The sequence below is a fragment of the Glacieibacterium frigidum genome (genome assembly GCF_007097155.1).
In the GTDB taxonomy this organism is placed as follows: Bacteria; Pseudomonadota; Alphaproteobacteria; order Sphingomonadales; family Sphingomonadaceae; genus Glacieibacterium; species Glacieibacterium frigidum.
The window spans coordinates 243,137-259,656 of record NZ_VJWA01000002.1 but is presented as its reverse complement, the minus strand read 5'-3'; the positions used below and the strand labels follow the sequence as shown (position 1 = coordinate 259,656).

General features: G+C 69.4%; 13 protein-coding genes. 5 read left to right on the top strand and 8 right to left on the bottom strand.

The features are described from left to right. Window positions 1-79 precede the first annotated feature (79 nt). Together FMM06_RS10790 and FMM06_RS10785 are read right to left on the bottom strand one after the other, a co-directional pair. Window positions 80-928, bottom strand: coding sequence for a class I SAM-dependent methyltransferase (locus FMM06_RS10790; RefSeq protein ID WP_144237405.1), 849 nt, complete (start codon window positions 926-928; stop codon window positions 80-82). Continuing rightward, window positions 925-2,688, bottom strand: coding sequence for a tetratricopeptide repeat protein (locus FMM06_RS10785; RefSeq protein WP_144237404.1), 1,764 nt, complete (start codon window positions 2,686-2,688; stop codon window positions 925-927). The genes FMM06_RS10790 and FMM06_RS10785 overlap by 4 nt, the downstream gene beginning before the upstream one ends. Before the next feature lie 241 nt (window positions 2,689-2,929). Here FMM06_RS10785 and FMM06_RS10780 point away from each other — a divergent pair, with 241 nt between their 5' ends. Continuing rightward, on the top strand, window positions 2,930-5,983 hold the full coding sequence (locus FMM06_RS10780) for a TonB-dependent receptor domain-containing protein (RefSeq protein ID WP_144237403.1): 3,054 nt from the start codon (window positions 2,930-2,932) through the stop codon (window positions 5,981-5,983). 69 nt (window positions 5,984-6,052) lie between these two features. Here FMM06_RS10780 and clpB read toward each other — a convergent pair whose 3' ends face one another. Together clpB and FMM06_RS10770 are read right to left on the bottom strand one after the other, a co-directional pair. Beyond that, a complete protein-coding gene (gene clpB, locus FMM06_RS10775; RefSeq protein ID WP_144237402.1) occupies window positions 6,053-8,629 on the bottom strand; it encodes an ATP-dependent chaperone ClpB in 2,577 nt (858 codons plus the stop codon). A gap of 37 nt (window positions 8,630-8,666) precedes the next feature. Further along, complete coding sequence (locus tag FMM06_RS10770) at window positions 8,667-10,130, bottom strand: sensor histidine kinase (protein ID WP_185965154.1); 1,464 nt, start codon at window positions 10,128-10,130, stop codon at window positions 8,667-8,669. Between the two features lie 100 nt (window positions 10,131-10,230). Here FMM06_RS10770 and FMM06_RS10765 point away from each other — a divergent pair, with 100 nt between their 5' ends. From FMM06_RS10765 to FMM06_RS10750, 4 genes are read left to right on the top strand one after another with little or no spacing between them, the layout of a single operon-like run. Continuing rightward, on the top strand, window positions 10,231-12,435 hold the full coding sequence (locus FMM06_RS10765; protein ID WP_235889278.1) for a xanthine dehydrogenase family protein molybdopterin-binding subunit: 2,205 nt from the start codon (window positions 10,231-10,233) through the stop codon (window positions 12,433-12,435). Further along, entirely contained in the window at window positions 12,432-13,439 is a 1,008-nt protein-coding gene (gene hemH / locus FMM06_RS10760) for a ferrochelatase (protein WP_144237400.1), read from the top strand. Before FMM06_RS10765 ends, hemH begins: the two co-directional genes overlap by 4 nt. A gap of 33 nt (window positions 13,440-13,472) precedes the next feature. Next, window positions 13,473-14,195, top strand: a complete 723-nt coding sequence (gene phbB, locus FMM06_RS10755; RefSeq protein ID WP_144237399.1) for an acetoacetyl-CoA reductase — start codon at window positions 13,473-13,475, stop codon at window positions 14,193-14,195. Beyond that, complete coding sequence (locus FMM06_RS10750) at window positions 14,195-14,428, top strand: ribbon-helix-helix domain-containing protein (RefSeq protein ID WP_144237398.1); 234 nt, start codon at window positions 14,195-14,197, stop codon at window positions 14,426-14,428. The genes phbB and FMM06_RS10750 overlap by 1 nt, the downstream gene beginning before the upstream one ends. On the opposite strand, the gene FMM06_RS10745 is transcribed toward FMM06_RS10750, so the two are convergent. Genes FMM06_RS10745 through purE form a run of 4 tightly spaced genes read right to left on the bottom strand, consistent with a single transcriptional unit; the run spans window position 14,412 to window position 16,503 of the window. Continuing rightward, the gene (locus FMM06_RS10745; RefSeq protein WP_185965153.1) at window positions 14,412-14,699 is read right to left on the bottom strand and encodes a type II toxin-antitoxin system RelE/ParE family toxin; all 288 of its coding nucleotides are present in this window, start codon (window positions 14,697-14,699) and stop codon (window positions 14,412-14,414) included. The genes FMM06_RS10750 and FMM06_RS10745 overlap by 17 nt on opposite strands. After that, window positions 14,696-14,965 (bottom strand): hypothetical protein, encoded by a 270-nt coding sequence (locus FMM06_RS10740; protein WP_144237396.1) that lies wholly within the window; start codon window positions 14,963-14,965, stop codon window positions 14,696-14,698. The genes FMM06_RS10745 and FMM06_RS10740 overlap by 4 nt, the downstream gene beginning before the upstream one ends. Before the next feature lie 27 nt (window positions 14,966-14,992). Continuing rightward, entirely contained in the window at window positions 14,993-16,051 is a 1,059-nt protein-coding gene (locus FMM06_RS10735) for a 5-(carboxyamino)imidazole ribonucleotide synthase (RefSeq protein WP_144237395.1), read from the bottom strand. Further along, window positions 16,048-16,503: a 5-(carboxyamino)imidazole ribonucleotide mutase gene (gene purE, locus FMM06_RS10730; RefSeq protein WP_144335443.1), complete on the bottom strand. Its 456-nt coding sequence runs from the start codon at window positions 16,501-16,503 to the stop codon at window positions 16,048-16,050. Before purE ends, FMM06_RS10735 begins: the two co-directional genes overlap by 4 nt. Window positions 16,504-16,520: the final 17 nt, after the last annotated feature.

Sequence of the window (16,520 nt, the reverse complement as noted above, 5' to 3'; positions counted from 1 at the left end):
CAGTCGACGAATTGGGGCGGTCCGCACGCGCGGGCCGCCCTTTTTCGTGTCTCGATGCCGTCCATGGCGAGGCCTGACCCTAGCGGTCGCGCGTCCCGCTGACCTGCCAAGCGACGATTTCGCCCGCGGCGGTGCGCAGCGGTGCCGCATGCACGACACAGCCCGCGGCTCCCAGGCCATCGGCGATCACCGCGATCCCGTCGTCATTGCGCGCGGCCGCGATCATTGCCGCCAGGCGCGCGAGCTCGGCACGCACGCGCGCCTCTATCGTCGCGACCCCGGCGATACCGCCACCACGCTGCAGCACCTGACCGATCGCCATCGGCAGTTCGTCGCTGATGCTTTGCGCTGCGTGCCTACGGCGCGAGAGCGCGATTGCCTCCGCGGTGCGGGGATCCTCCGGCTGTCCGGCCGCGACCCTCTGCGCGAGCGCGAACAGGCCAGCTTCATCCAGCGCCGCCATCGCCGCGTGACGTGCGCGGTTATGCGCGATCGCCGGACTGGCGGCATGATGGATGATGAGCAGCAGGTACCCGCCGACGCGCAGGACCCGACTTGCCTCGGCAACCGCGCCGGCTGGGCAGTATTCGATGCCGAACTGGCTCGTCACGGCGTCGAAGCTGGCTTCGGCAAAGGGCAGGGCGTCGGCATCGATCCCGCCGCGTATCCCAAGTCCACGCGCCGCCGGGCCGACATCGGCATAGTCGATCCCTTCGAGCACGAGATCGCGCCGCGCCTCGCGCAGGGCACGCAGGACTGCGCCGTTGCCCGACGCGATGTCGAGCACCCGCCCCGCGGACGGCAGCATCGTGGCAAAGTCCGCCCAGGCCGTCGCCAGCGCGGTGCGTACCGGCGGGGGGGCATTGGGCAGGCAGGCGTCGCTGCTCGCGCTCGCCCAGAAGTCGGACCAGGCGCCGCGCGGGGTCAAGCGATGACGTCGAAGGCGACCGTCAGCCGCTCGCCGGTCGCAAACGGCAGGGTGCCGTGGAACAAGTAGCTCGGGAACAGCGCGAGCCGCCCGGGCCGCGGCTCGACCAAGCCAAGCGGCGCCAGGTCGAGCGCCAGCTCATCGGGCGGTGAGCCGATGCTCAGCCACCCCGCGCGTGGATCTCCGGAATCGGCCGCGGGCAGGCCGATGTAGCATGCGGAACTCAGCACGCCGAGCGGATGGATGTGGTTGACGTGAAATCCGCCCCCGGTCAGGCGTACCGACCAGCTGCCTTCGATCCGCAGCGCGTCGTGGCGATGGCGGAGCAGCGGGTGGCTCGCGTCATGCGGCGGCAGCGCGGCGAAATGCGCCGCGACCGCCGCGTCGAGCTCGTCGTGGAGCAGCTTCAGTTCGGGCTCGGGGCGGTCGAACAGCCGCCCGCGCGTCTGCGTGCCGCCGCGCAGCGACTGGCCGATCGGATGCGCGCGGGTCCGGTGCAGGCCGCGCAGCACGTCGGCCAGCCGCGCCAGCCGCTCGTCGCCGATCTCGAGGTCGTGCGCCCGCCACATGCCGGGCCGGCACAGCCAGTCGAAACGCGGATCGCCGATCAGCCGCCACGCCAGCCCGAGGTGCGCCCATGCACCGACGAGCCCCGGCTCGGCACGCGTCAACGGCTCGAGGATCCGCGCCGCCGCTTCGGGATCGCGCCGCAGCATATGCCGGCCGCGCGCCAGTTGCGCCTGGGTGTCGCTGCCGGCGCGCGCGAATTCGCCATCGGCCCGGTCGAGGTCGCCCGCCTCGCTGGCCAGAACGGCCTGCATCAACCGGACCTCTGCATCGGCTCCGATCCGTCCGGCGGCGCCATCGAGGAAGGCCAGCGCTTCGGTGCGCCGGTTGCCGCGCGCCAGGGCGCGCGCATAGCCGAGGGCAAGGTCCCGGTCGGCGGGGAACTGCTGCGCCGCCGCTGCATAATACGCCACGTAGTCGCCGGGCGCGTCGGCCTCCGCCCGCATGCGAGACAGGCTGTCCTGTCCGGCGACCCATTGCGGGTTCCGGGCGACCGCGGCCTCGAGCGTCGGCACACAATCGGCATCGCCCGCCGCCTCGAGCGCCTCGGCAAGGCCCAGCGCGACTTCCGGGTCGTTTGGATCGGCGGCGAGTGCGGCCCGGTACAGCGGCACGGCGGCGTCGTCGCTCAGCTCGAGCGCAGTCCGGGCCACGCCATGGAGCGCGGTCGGCCGGCCGGGATCGAGATCGAGCGCACGCTGAAAATCGGTCCTTGCCGCGAGGCGATTGCCGGCGAGCCGCTGGACAGCGCCGCGCGCCTCCCAGACCCGCGCATCGTCCGGATGCCGCGCAACGAAGACGTCGAGATCGATCAGCGCGGCCGTGTAGTTGCCCAGCTTCTGCTGTGTCGTCGCGCGGTTGAGGCGCGCGTCGAGGAAGTCGGGCGCCTTTAGGATTGCCCGGCCGTAATGGCGCAGCGCGGCGTCATACTCCTCGACCGCGTCGAGCAGATTGCCGTAGTTATTGTTGATCTGCGGGTCGTCGGGGGCGACCGCCAGTGCACGCTCGAACATGGTGCGCGCCGCGGGAAGGCGACCTGCATTCTGCTCGACCAGCGCCAGCAGATGCAGCACCGCCGGATGGTCGCCGACGCCGCGTAAGACGGTGTGAAGATCGGCGCGAGCCGCTTCCCAGCGTGCGGCGCGAAACGCCGCTTCGGCGCGGGCGAACAACGCGTTGAAGTCGGTGGCCATCGCCCACGCAATTGCCGCGTGGTGCCGCCGCTGTCCAGTTGCAGGCTCGCCGCCGTCCCGCCGGTTCGAAGCGTGGTATTTCCGTCACAACGCTAAGTCGTTGCCTCGACGATACTTTTCCAGCCATTGCCGCCGCCCGCGCCGCGGTCCTACCAGCACCGCATCGCCGGGGGGGAGGGTCCACCCGGTCGTCAACGGCTCCGTCGGTATCAAGTCGCGTCTGTGGCGTAGGGGATTATGTATGCGTAAGTTTTATTCGGTTCGAGACAATCTGCTGGCTTCCACGATCATCGGCAGCGCGCTGCTGCTCGCCGCTCCCGCCTTCGCGCAGACCGCGCCCACCGCGCCGGTGGCCAACGGCCCGACGCCGCCGGCTGCTGCCAGCCAGGCCGGTGCCACTGAGACCGCCAGCGCCGAGGATCTCGACGAGATCGTCGTCACCGGCTCGATCATCCGCGGCACCGACACCGGCATCTCGCCGGTCACGACGGTCACCACCGAGAACCTCGAAGCGCGCGGCATCAACACCGTGCAGGCCGGCATCCAGGCGCTGTCGTCGAACAACGGCCCGGCGCTGACCAACTCGTTCACCGCCAACGGCGCGTTCGCGGCGGGTGCCTCGTCGGTTTCGCTGCGCGGCCTGTCGACCAACTCGACGCTGGTGCTGTTCGACGGCCTGCGCGCCGCCTATTACCCGCTGTCGGATGACGGTTCGCGCAACTTCGTCGACCTGAACACCATCCCCGACGACATCGTCGAGCGCATCGACGTGCTGCGCGACGGCGCCTCGTCGAGCTACGGCGCCGACGCCATCGCGGGCGTCGTCAACGTCATCACCAAGCGCCAGTTCGTCGGCGTCTCGGCCCGCGCCGAGGCCGGCATCTCGCAGGACGGCGTCAACGCCAACCAGCGCGTGACGCTGACCGCCGGCACCGGCGACCTCGATGACCAGGGCTACAACGCCTATATCAGCGGCTTCTACTACCGCAGCGCTGGCACGTTCCAGCGCGACCTGCCGGCGCCGTTCAACTCGGACAACCTGACCGGCATCTGCTCGGAGCGGACGGGCGCCCGCGAGTGCGGTCCCAACAACATCGCGAACAGTGTCGACGCCAACGGGGCCCTCAGCGCCTTCGCTATCGGCACGGCCAACTTCTACGTCCGTCCGGCGAACGCCGAGAACACCGTCGCATCGGGCCGCTACCAGCTGCTGAACCCGGGCGCCGGTTGCCTCAACGGCACGGCGTACAACCCGACCGCCGCGCAGCTCGCCCAGGCGAACAACGTCACCGCGCCGACGACGGTCTGCCAGATCGACGGGACGCAGCAGTACGACATGGTAACCCCGAACCTCGAGCGTTTCGGCGGTTCGGCCCGCTTCACCGCGACGATCGGCGACAACTCGGAAGCGTATCTGCTGTTCAACTTCGCGCAGTCGTCGACCGACTACACGGGGCGCCCGGCGACGATCCGCGGCAACGCACCGGCGGGCATCCTCTTCCCGCAGTTCTCGACCTCGCAGAACCAGACGCCGGCGCTGGCGCCCGGCTCGGCCGTCCTGGCGCTGCCGGTCTTCGTCTGCGCCGCGCGGGTTAACTGCAACGCGACCAACGGCACGCTGAACCCGAACAACCCGTTCGCGGCACAGGGCCAGGTCGCCCGCATCGTCGGCGCGTTGCCCGACACGGTGACCGAGAACTCGACGCGCAGCCGCGTGTACCGGGCGGCCTTCGGCCTGAAGGGCACGATCTTCGACGACGTCGACTATGACTTCAACGCGACGGCGATGCACACCGACCTGCGCCTGAAGACCAACGGTTACGTCTACATCCAGAACCTGCTGAACGTGATCGCCGACGGCAGCTACAACTTCGTCAATCCGAGCCTGAACTCGCAGGCGACGCGCGATTATCTGTCGCCCGAGAACGTCACCGACACCACGTCGGACCTGTATCAGGCGCAGCTGACGGTGCAGAAGTCGCTCGCGACCCTGCCCGGCGGTGACCTGCGTCTCGCGGTTGGCGGCTCGATCTTCTACGAAGCGGTCGATGCCCCCAGCGCCAACGACGATTATAACGGGCCGACGCAGCGCTACTTCACGCTGAACGCCTTCGGCACGAAGGGTAACCGCACGGTCACCTCGGGCTTTGCCGAGATCAACGCGCCAATCCTGGAGTCGCTGACGCTCAACGCCTCGGGCCGTTACGACAACTACTCGAGCGGCCAGAGCAACTTCTCGCCGAAGATCGGCGCGATTTTCAGCCCGATCGATCAGGTCACCATCCGTGGTACCTACTCGCGCGGCTTCCGCATCCCGAGCTTCGGCGAGGCCAATGCACTGCCGACGACGGGTTACGTGACCCAGTCGATCACGAGCATCCCCAACGCCTTCCTGGCGCAGTACGGCGCGGGCTGCTCGCAGGCGACCCCGAACGGCTGCCCGGCGTACCTGACCGGCTACTCGATCGGCCAGACCACGCTGGCGTCGCCGGACCTCGAGCCGGAGAAGTCGCGCAGCTTCACCGGAGGTGTGAAGTTCGACCCGATCCGCAACGTCTCGCTGACGGTCGACTACTATAACATCAAGAAGACGGGCGCGATCACCACGCCCGACAACTCGCCGGCGATCGCCGCCTATTACGCCGGTGCGGACATCCCGGCCGGGTTCGAGGTCATCGCCGACGCGGTCGATACCAACAACCCGAACGCCCGTCCGCGTATCGCCTTCGTCCGCTCGCAGCTGATCAATGCCGACACGATCAAGTCGTCGGGCATCGATTTCGGCATCAACGGCGCCTACGACTTCGGTCCGGTGAAGTGGACGTCGAACCTCGCCGCCAGCTACATCCTGGAGCTGAGCACGACGATCGACGGCGTGAAGCAGCGCTACGAGGGCACGCTCGGCAACTTCAACCTGACCGCAGGTTCGGGGACCTTCGAGTGGAAGGGCAACTGGCTCAACACCTTCGACTTCGGCGACGTCGCGCTCAGCACGACGGTCAACTACACGTCGGGCTACGACCTGTCGGCGCAGGACCAGGGCGACGACTACAAGGATTGCGGCCGTGCGGAGGTCTACAACGACTGCAAGGTCAAGAGCTACGTGACGGTCGATGCCAACGTGAACTTCAAGGTCAACGACCGCTTCAACTTCTACGTGAACGTCCAGAACCTGTTCAACCGCCTGCCGCCGGTCGATACCGTCACCTACGGCGCGTATCTGTACAACGCGGTGCAGGGCGGCGAGGGCATCTTCGGTCGCCAGTTCCGTGCCGGCGCGAAAGTCAGCTTCTAAGCCTTCAAGGCACCACAAATCGGGGCGGGTCCTGCGGGACCCGCCCTTTTTTTGTCCGCGGCAGATGGGTCAGGCGACGCTGAGTGTGAGCTTGCCGTCGCCCTCGTCGACGTGGACGGTCGATCCGTCGGGGACTTCGCCGCCAAGGATTAGATCGGCGAGCGGGTCCTGGACGAAGCGCTGCACCGCGCGCTTGAGCGGCCGCGCGCCGTACACCGGGTCATAGCCCACCCGCGCCAGCCAGCGGCGGGCGGCGTCGGTCAGATCGAGCCCGATCTTGCGGTCGCCGAGCATCGCCTGGACGCGCTTCAGCTGGATGTCGACGATCGCGCCCATGTTGGCCATCGCCAGACGCGAGAACAGCACGATCTCGTCGAGCCGGTTCAGGAACTCCGGCCGGAAATGCCCGCGCACGATCTCCATGACCTGCGCCTCGACCTCGCTGACCGCCTGATCGTCGCGCAGGCCCGCGATGTACTGCGAGCCGAGGTTCGACGTCAGCACGATGATCGTGTTGGTGAAGTCGACCGTCCGCCCCTGGCCGTCGGTCAGCCGACCGTCGTCGAGCACCTGCAGCAGGATGTTGAAGACATCGGGGTGCGCCTTCTCGACCTCGTCGAACAGGATAACCTGGTACGGCCGCCGCCGCACCGCCTCGGTCAGCACGCCGCCCTCGTCATAGCCGACATAGCCCGGGGGCGCCCCGATGAGGCGCGACACGGCGTGCTTCTCCATGAACTCGCTCATGTCGATGCGCACCATCGCGGCGGCGTCGTCGAACAGGAAGCGTGCGAGCGCCTTGGTCAGCTCGGTCTTGCCGACGCCGGTCGGCCCGAGGAACAGGAACGACCCGAGCGGCCGGTTGGGATCCTGCAGCCCGGCACGCGCACGGCGAACCGCCGCCGACACGGCCTTGACCGCCGCCGCCTGGCCGATGACCTGCGCCGACAGCGCGGTCTCCATATTCAGCAGCTTCTCGCGCTCGCCCGCCAGCATGCGGTCGACGGGGATGCCCGTGGCGCGCGAGACGACTGCGGCGATGTCGTCGCCGGTTACTTCCTCGCGCACCATCGCGCTCGCGGTCGCGCCCTCGGCCTCGGTCAGCTGACGCTCGAGGTCGGGGATGCGGCCATAGGTCAGCTCGCCCGCCTTGGCATAGTCGCCCGACCGCTGCGCCTGCTCGACCTCGAGCCGCGCCGCTTCGAGCTGGCCCTTCAACGCCGCGGCACCCGCCAGCTTGTCCTTCTCGCCCTGCCAGCGCGCCGTCAGCGCCCCCGACTGCTCGTCGAGGTTCGCCAGCTCGGCCTCCAGCGCGGTCAGCCGCTCCTTCGACGCGGCATCGCTCTCGCGCTTCAGCGCCTCGCGCTCAATGCGCAGCTGCATGATGCGGCGGTCGAGGTTCTCGATCTCCTCGGGCTTGCTCTCGACCTCCATGCGCAGCCGTGACGCGGCCTCGTCCATCAGGTCGATCGCCTTGTCGGGCAGGAAACGGTCGGCGATGTAGCGGTTCGACAGCGTCGCCGCGGCGACGATCGCGCCGTCGGTGATCCGCACGCCGTGGTGGAGCTCGTACTTCTCCTTTAGCCCGCGCAGGATCGAGATCGTGTCCTCGACCGTCGGCTCGCCGACCAGCACCGGCTGGAAGCGGCGTTCGAGCGCGGCGTCCTTCTCGACGTATTTGCGATACTCGTTGAGCGTCGTCGCGCCGATGCAGTGCAGCTCGCCGCGCGCGAGCGCGGGCTTGAGCAGGTTCGACGCATCCATCGACCCTTCGGACGCGCCGGCGCCGACGAGCGTGTGCATCTCGTCGATGAACAGCACGACGTCGCTGCCCTCGGCGCGGACCTCGTCGAGCACGCCCTTCAGCCGCTCCTCGAACTCGCCACGGTACTTCGCGCCGGCGATCAGCGCGCCCATGTCGAGCGACATCAGGCGGCGGTCCTTGAGACCGTCAGGGACATCGCCGTTGGCGATGCGGAGCGCGAGGCCCTCGACGATGGCGGTCTTGCCGACGCCGGGCTCGCCGATCAGCACGGGGTTGTTCTTGGTCCGCCGCGCCAGCACCTGCACGGTGCGGCGGATCTCCTCGTCGCGCCCGATGACGGGGTCGAGTTTGCCGTCGCGCGCCGCCTGCGTCAGGTCGCGGGCGTATTTGTTGAGCGCGTCGAACTGGTTCTCTGCCCCCGCCGTGTCGGCCGAGCGGCCCTTGCGCAGCTTTTCGATCGCGGCGTTCAGCCCCTGCGCGGTGACCCCGGCGCTCGCCAGCGCCTTGCCTGCATCGGTGCCGGTCGCGAGCACGCACGCCAGCAGCAGCCGCTCGACGGTGACGAAGCTGTCGCCGGCCTTGGTGGCGATCTGCTCGGCATTGTCGAGCAGCTTGGCGGTGTCGTTGTCCCACTGCAGCTGCTGCGCGCCGCTGCCGGTCACCGCGGGCTGCTTGGCTAGCGCAAGATCGACGGCGGTCGTCGCCGTGGCGGGGTCGCCGCCGGCGGCGCGGATCAGGCCCGATGCGGCACCCTGGTCATCCTCCAGAAGTGCCTTGAGAACGTGCGCGGGGGTGACGCGCTGATGGTCCATGCGAATGGCGACGGTCTGCGCCGACTGGAGGAAGCCCTTGGCGCGGTCGGTGAATTTTTCGATGTTCATGCCCCGAATATGGGGACATCGGAGCCGACGGCAAGCGTCAGGCGGCAGGTGTTGTTACGATCCCGGTCGGCGCGCAGACGGTGAACTTGGCACCCGGCGCATTGTCCTCGATCTCGACCGTGCCGCCGACCTGGCGCGTCAGCGACCGCACGATCTTCATGCCCAGCGACCCGGCACGAGCCAGGTTGAAATCGGGCGGCAGGCCGACGCCGTCGTCGGCGATGATCAGGCAGACCTTGCCGTCGACGACATGGACCGTGACGCGCACGGTACCGCGCTCGGCGCCCGGAAAGGCGTATTTGAAGGCGTTGGTCAGAAGCTCGCTGACCACCAGAGCGAGCGGCACCGCGATGGTCAGCGGCAGCACCAGCTCGTCGTCGGCGGTAAAGTCGAGCGCGATGCCCGAGCCGTGCGCTGCGGCGCTCTCGACGCTCAGCTCGCGCAGGTAGGAGACGAGGTCGACGCGGTCGTGCGCGCTTGTCGAATAGAGGCGCTGGTGCATCGACGCGACGACCGAAACGCGGCCGCGTGCCTCGATCAGGCTGGAGCGCAACGCGGGCTCGCGCGCCTGTGCCGCCTGCAGCGACAGCAGCGCGGTGACCAGCTGCAGGCTGTTCTTGACGCGGTGATTGACCTCGTGGAGCAGCGTGTCCTTGGTCTCGAGCGCCTGCGCCAGCGCGGCCTCGGCATCCTTGCGCGCGGTGATGTCGAGGCTGACGATCGACAGGCGCGGCTTGCCGCCGCGGCCCGTCGGCATCGGGGTCAGCGTCGCAGTGAACCAGCGGTCGCCGTCGGGGCCGTTGAACGGATATTCGAGCGTCGTCGGCTTGCCCGAGACATGCGCGGCATGCATCGCGGGCATCATGCTGCGCGGCAGGCGGCCGCCCGACAGGTCGCGCGCGGTGCGCCCGGTGACGCCGTCGGCGCCCCAGAAGCGCGCCATGCGGCGGTTTGCCAGCACGAAGGTGAAATCGTCCGGATCGAGGTCGATGATCGCGGTGTAGATGCCCGTCGTCTCGAAGAAGGCGCGCAGCGCCGCCTCGCTCTCGCTCAGCCGCGTCTCCAGCTGGACCTCGCCGCTGACATCCGAATTGACGCCGTACCAGCGCACCACGGTGCCGTTCGCGTTGCGCACCGGCTCGACCCGCGTCAGGAAGGGGCGGAACGAGCCGTCGGCGGCGCGCAGCGGAAAGGTCATCTCGAACCGTTCGCCGCGCTCGATCGCGCCGGTCCATTTGGCCATCACGGCGGGCAGCATGTCGGGGTCATGAATCGACCGCCAGCCCCAGCCGGCCATCTGGTCGGGCGTCGTGCCGGTGTAATCGTAGAAGCGCCGGTTGTACCAGAAGATGTAGCCGTCGGCGTTCGCCATCCAGCACGGTGTCGGCATCAGGTCGGCCATCAGGCGGAAGTCGAGCCCCGCGTTGGGATCGGCGGCGAACGACGCCTCGGTCTGCGGGCGCAGGCCGTCGACCGGCGTCAAGCCGCTCGGAAGGTCCACAAATTCGGTATTTCCCATTACGGGGGCATGTAGAACGGGCCGCGACGAATTGCCAACCGCGGGCCTTCGACAAGTGGACGCAGCCACGCTAGTCAGGGGCATGGCTCGTTCCGATCCCGAACCGTCGCCTGCGCCGAGGCGTGGACTGACGCGTCGCCGCCTGCTGATCGGCGGCGGCATCGGCGTGGGCCTGGTGGTCGGCTATGCCGCCTGGCCGCGCGACCGCGCGCTGAACTGGGCGACCGCGGACGGCGAGACGCTGCTCAACGGCTGGGTCAAGGTCGGTGCCGACGGGCGCGTGACGGTCGCGGTACCGCAGGCCGAGATGGGGCAGGGGGTGTTCACCAGCCTGCCGCAGATCCTCGCCGACGAGCTGGGCGCCGACTGGGCGACGGTCGGGGTCGAGCCCGCGCCGCTGCATCCGATCTATGCCAACAAGGGCATGGCGCTCGACGCGGTCGAGGCGATGCCCGCGGCGCTGCGCGGCGTCGGCGGCTGGGCGATGGGCGCGCTGATCGAGCGCTTCGACATGCAGATGACGGGCGGCAGCACCTCAGTGCGCGGCTTCCACGACACCGTCCGACTGGCGGGTGCGGCGGCACGCGAGCTGCTGTGCCGCGCGGCGGCACGCGACTGGGGCGTCGACTGGACCGAGTGCGAGGCGAAGGGCGGCTTCGTCACCTACAAGGCCAACCGCGCGCGCTTTGCGGAGCTTGCAGCCAAGGCGAGCGCCGAGTCCGCGCCGTCGCCGACATTGCGCCCGGTGGCGTCGCGCACGCTGGCGGGCAGGTCGGTACCGCGTCTAGACATCCCGTCGAAGGTCGACGGCAGCGCGCGCTTCGGCGCCGATGTCCGCTTGCCGGGCATGAAGTACGCGAGTGTGCGGTCGGGCCCGGCGGGCGACCCGGCGCTGGTTTCGGCGACCGCGCCTGCGGGCGTCCGGCTGGTCAAGGGCCCGACCTGGGTCGCGGCGGTCGCGGACACCTTTTGGGGTGCCAAGACGGGCCTCGACAAGGTCACCGCGACCTTTGCCAAACGCGCGCGACCGGCGGGGCCGTGGATCGAGCCGGCATTGCGCGCCGCGATCGCCAAGCCGGGCGAGGTCGTCGGCGGCGACGCGGTCGAGTTCGGCGCGGGGACGCTGACCGCCGACTACAGCGTGCCGTTCGCCGCGCACGCCTGCATGGAGCCGATGACCGCGACCGCGCGCGTCGGCGACGGCCGGGCCGAGGTGTGGACGCCGACCCAGTCGATCACGCTCACCGCCTGGGCGGTCGCCAAGGCGCTGGGCATCGACGAGGGCGCGGTGACCGTCCACCCGACGCTGCTCGGCGGCGGCTTCGGGCGCAAGGCAGAGGCCGATGTCGCGGTGCAGGCGGCGCTGATCGCACGCGCCACCAACGCGCCGGTCCAGCTGATCTGGACGCGCGAGGAGGACTTCGCGCAGGACCGCTTCCGCCCCGCCGCCGCGGCGCGCATGCAGGGCCGGGTCAAGGTCGGGCGCATCGACGCCTGGGGCAGCCGCGTTGCGATCGACTGCACCGGCGCCAGCTTCATGCGCCGCAACCTCCCCGCGATGGGCGGCGACGGCAAGGCGGGGGCATCGGCGGTCGACGGAACGCAAGGCTTGCCCTACGCGGTGCCGTCGTTCGTCGCCGAGCATGCGTACGTCGACACCGCCGTGCCGCTCGGCTTCTGGCGGTCGGTCGGGCACAGCTTTTCCGGCTTCTTCGTCGAGAGCTTCGTCGACGAGCTCGCGCATGCCGCCAACGCTGATCCGGGTGCCTTCCGCCTCGCCATGCTGGGCGACAGCCCGCGCCATGCCGCCGTCATCCGCGCGGTGCTCGATGCGAGCGGTCCCGTCGGCCAGGTCGAACCCGGCGTCGGGCGCGGACTGGCGGTGGTCGAGAGCTTCGGCAGCGTCTGCGCACAGGTCGCCGAGGTTGAGGTCACCGGGACCACGATCAAGGTGACGCGCGTCTGGGCGGCGATCGACTGCGGCGCGGTGGTCAACCCCGACATCGTCCGCGCGCAGATCGAGGGGGGCATCATCTACGGCCTCAGTGCAGCGATGAGCGGCGCGATCAGCTTCAAGGACGGCGCGGTCGAGCAGCGCAATTTCGACGCCTACCCGCTGCCGGGCCTCGCGAGCACGCCGGAGATCGAGGTGCTGTTCGTGCCGTCTGCCGGACCGCTGGGCGGTGTCGGCGAGCCCGGCACTCCGCCAATCGCGCCCGCGGTCGGCAACGCCATCTTTGCGGCGACGGGCAAGCGCCTGCGCGACCTGCCGTTCGCACTGGCGTGAGCGTCCTTCCCGCCGACCACCCCCCCGTCGCGTACGGGCGCGTCGGGCTGTTGCTCGTCAACCTCGGCACGCCTGCGTCGACCGAGGTTGGCGACGTGCGTGCCTATCTGAAGGAGTTCCTGTCCGACCGCCGCGTCGTCGAACTGCCGCAGATCCTGTGGCAGATCGTGCTGCGCGCCTTCGTGCTGCGCACCCGCCCGCAGGCGACCGCCGCCAACTACGCCCGCATCTGGACGCCCGAAGGCTCGCCGCTCGCGACGATCACGCGTGACCAGGCGGCGGCGATGCAAGGCGCGTTCCCGGGCGTCACCGTCGACTGGGCGATGCGCTACGGTTCGCCGTCGATCCCCGAGCGCCTCGCCGCGCTTAAGGCGGCAGGCTGCGACCGCATCCTGATCGCGCCGCTCTACCCGCAATATTCGAACGCCACGACGGGCACGGTCAACGCGCAGGTCTTCGAGACGCTGTCGGCGATGCGCTGGCAGCCGGCGCTGCGCACCATGCCGCCGTACCACGACGATCCCGCCTATATCGATGCGCTCGCCGCGTCGGTGCGCGCGGGCGTCGCTGCGCTGCCCTCCGAGCCGCAGCTGATCCTCGCGTCGTTCCACGGCATGCCGCGTCGCACGCTGGAACAGGGCGACCCCTATCACTGCCAGTGCCAGAAGACCGCGCGGCTGCTGGGCGAACAACTCGACCTGCCGCTGCGCATCAGCTTCCAGTCGCGCCTCGGCCGTGCCGAATGGCTGAAGCCCTATACCGACGCGACGCTGTCGAAGCTGCCGGGCGAGGGCATCACGCGCATCGCAGTCGTGTCGCCGGGGTTCAGCGCCGACAATCTGGAAACCCTCGACGAGATCGACCGCGAGGGGCGCGAGATCTTCGCCGAAGCCGGGGGCACCGACTTCGCCTATCTGCCGTGCCTCAATGCCGACGACGGCGGCGTCGCGATGCTGCGCGCTTTACTGGCGCGGGAACTTGCGGGCTGGGTGTCCCCCGCCTAGGCTTGCGCGAAATCAATCACTGGGGAGTGACACATGGCACGGGTAGCGATCGTTACCGGCGGCACGCGCGGCATCGGCGAGGCGATCAGCCTGGCGCTCAAGGATGCCGGCATGACCGTCGCGGCGAACTACGGCGGCGACGACGCCAAGGCGAAGGCCTTCACCGAGCGCACCGGCATCGCGGCCTATAAATGGAACGTCGGCGACCATCAGGCCTGCCTCGACGGCGTCAAGCAGGTCGAGGCCGACCTGGGCCCCGTCGACGTTGTGGTCAACAACGCCGGCATTACGCGCGACGGCACGCTGATGAAGATGACCTATGAAGCTTGGGACGAGGTCATCCGCGTCAACCTGGGCGGCTGCTTCAACATGGCGAAGGCGACCTTCGCGGGCATGCGCTCCCGCGGCTTCGGGCGGGTGGTGAATATCGGCTCGATCAACGGCCAGGCGGGGCAGTACGGCCAGGTCAATTATGCCGCCGCGAAGTCAGGCATCCACGGCTTCACCAAGGCGCTGGCGCAGGAAGGCGCCAAGTTCGGCATCACCGTCAACGCCATCGCGCCGGGCTATATCGACACCGACATGGTCGCCGCTGTGCCGGCCGACGTGCTGGAGAAGATCGTGGCGAAGATCCCCGCCGGGCGGCTGGGCCAGGCGAGCGAGATCGCGCGCGGCGTGGTGTTCCTGACCGGCGACGATGCGGGCTTCGTCAATGGATCGACGCTGTCGATCAACGGCGGGCAGCACATGTACTGATGGTCGGCCAGGCTCGATCGGGCGGCCTCGCCAAGCATTCGCTGACCATCGCCGGCCACGCGACGTCGATCAGCCTCGAACCGGTGTTCTGGGACGCGCTCAAGCGCGCCGCAGCGGCGCGCGGCGTGCCGCTGGCGGGGCTGGTCGCCGAGATCGACGAGGCGCGCACGACAAACCTGTGCTCGGCAATCCGGGTGTGGCTGTACGAGCGGGCGGTCAGGGCAACAGACTGAAGAGGTCACGCCGCGCATCCAACACGGCGACGATCTCGACCGGGTTGCGGCCGCGGTGCACGATCAACCAGTGCCGCACCGGCCAGAAGCGCAGGTCCTGTGTGGTCAGGTCGGTGCGCGTGTGACCCAGCATCGGGCTGTCGCCGAGGATGGCAAAAGCTCGCACGATCTGACGGTTTAATCGGTCCGCGGCAGCTTCATCGAAGTTGGCTATGAAATCGAGAATCTCTGCAATGTCCAGATCGGCTCGTTCGAGCAGACGATAGGTCACGCAGCGATGCCACCTCGTGATTTCAGACGAGCATCCATCCGCGCTTCGAAATCCTCAGCCCTAAGCCACTCGTCGCCTCTGTCCGCTGCTTCCACCGCGCTGGCCAGCTTCTCGTCTAACCAGGCGCGCTCATACGCCTTGCGCTTCTCGAACCAGTCGAGCGCACTCAGCGCCTCATCGACCACAGTACGGGAATCGGGACTTTTGCCTGCCGCAACGCGGTCGGCAATCTGGCGCTCTGCCTTATCTGAAAGCTGGGTGGCCATGTGGCTAGGATATCGCGACTGCGTGTCTTAATCCAGCCACGTCACATGCCCCATCTTGCGCCCCGGCTTGACCTCCGACTTGCCGTAGAGGTGCAAATGCGCGGCGGGGTCTGCCAGGATCGTCGCCCAATCATGGACGTCGTCGCCGAGCAGGTTGCGCATCCGCACCCCCGGCGCGGTCAGCGCCGGCGAGCCCAAGGGCAGGCCGCAGATTGCGCGGATGTGGTTCTCGAACTGCGAGGCGCGCGCGCCCTCGATCGTCCAGTGGCCCGAATTATGGACGCGCGGCGCCATCTCGTTGAACACCGGGCCCTCGGCACTCGCGAAGAATTCGAGCGTCAGCACCCCGACATAGTCGAGCGCATCGGCGACGCGCCGCGCCAGCGCCACTGCAGCGGGGGCCTGCGCGGCCACGATGGCGCCGCCGGGCACGACGCTCTCACCGAGCACGCCGGCGTCGTGGCGGTTGTCCGGACATTCGTAGACGGCGACCGCGCCGTCGGCCCCGCGCGCCAGCACGACCGAGAACTCGCAGTCGAACGCCACCAGCGCCTCGGCGACGGCGGGCGCGTGGGCGATCGCCTCCCACGCCGCAGCGCAGTCCTCGACGTGCCGCACGCGCGCCTGGCCCTTCCCGTCGTAGCCCATGCGGCGCGTCTTGAGGACCAGACTGCCGAGCGCGCCGAACGCCGCTTCGAGGTCGGCGAGGCTGTCGACCGCGCGGTAGGGCGCCGGGCTGCCGCCGAGGTCCGCGACGAAGCGCTTCTCCGCCAGCCGGTCCTGCGCGACTTCGAGCGCGCGGGGGTGGGGCAGGACGGGGACGCGCTCGCTCAGGTAGCAGACCGCGTCGACATCGATGTTCTCGAATTCGTAAGTGGCGACGTCGACCGACGCTGCGAAAGCGTCGAGCGCGGCCCGGTCGGTGTAATCGGCGCGCGTCACTTCCGCTGCGACGTCGCCCGCGGGCAGTTCGTCCTCGGGCGCGAGGATATGGACACGGTAGCCCATGTTCGCCGCCGCCAGCGCGAGCATCCGCCCGAGCTGGCCGCCGCCGAGGATGCCGATCGTCGAACCCGGCGGGGTCACGCCGGGGTCTCGGCAACGGCCGCGGTCTGCGCCGCGCGCCAGGCGTCGAGCCGCTCGGCGAGCGCTGCATCGGTCGTCGCCAGCTGCGCCGCGACGATCAGCGCGGCGTTGACCGCCCCCGCATGCCCGATCGCGAGCGTGCCGACCGGTATGCCCGCGGGCATCTGGACGATCGAGAGCAGGCTATCCATGCCGCTCAGCGCCTTGGATTCGACCGGCACCCCGAATACCGGCAGGCGCGTCATCGCCGCCGCCATGCCGGGCAGGTGTGCTGCTCCGCCCGCGCCCGCGATGATCGCGCGCAGGCCCCGCCCGGCGGCAGTCGTGGCATAGTCGTAGAGGCGCTGCGGGGTACGGTGGGCCGACACGATCCGCACCTCGTGCGCGATCTCCAGCGCCGTCAGCGTGTCGGCGCAGCCGCGCATCGTCGCCCAGTCGGACTGGCTGCCCATGATGATGCCGACCAGTG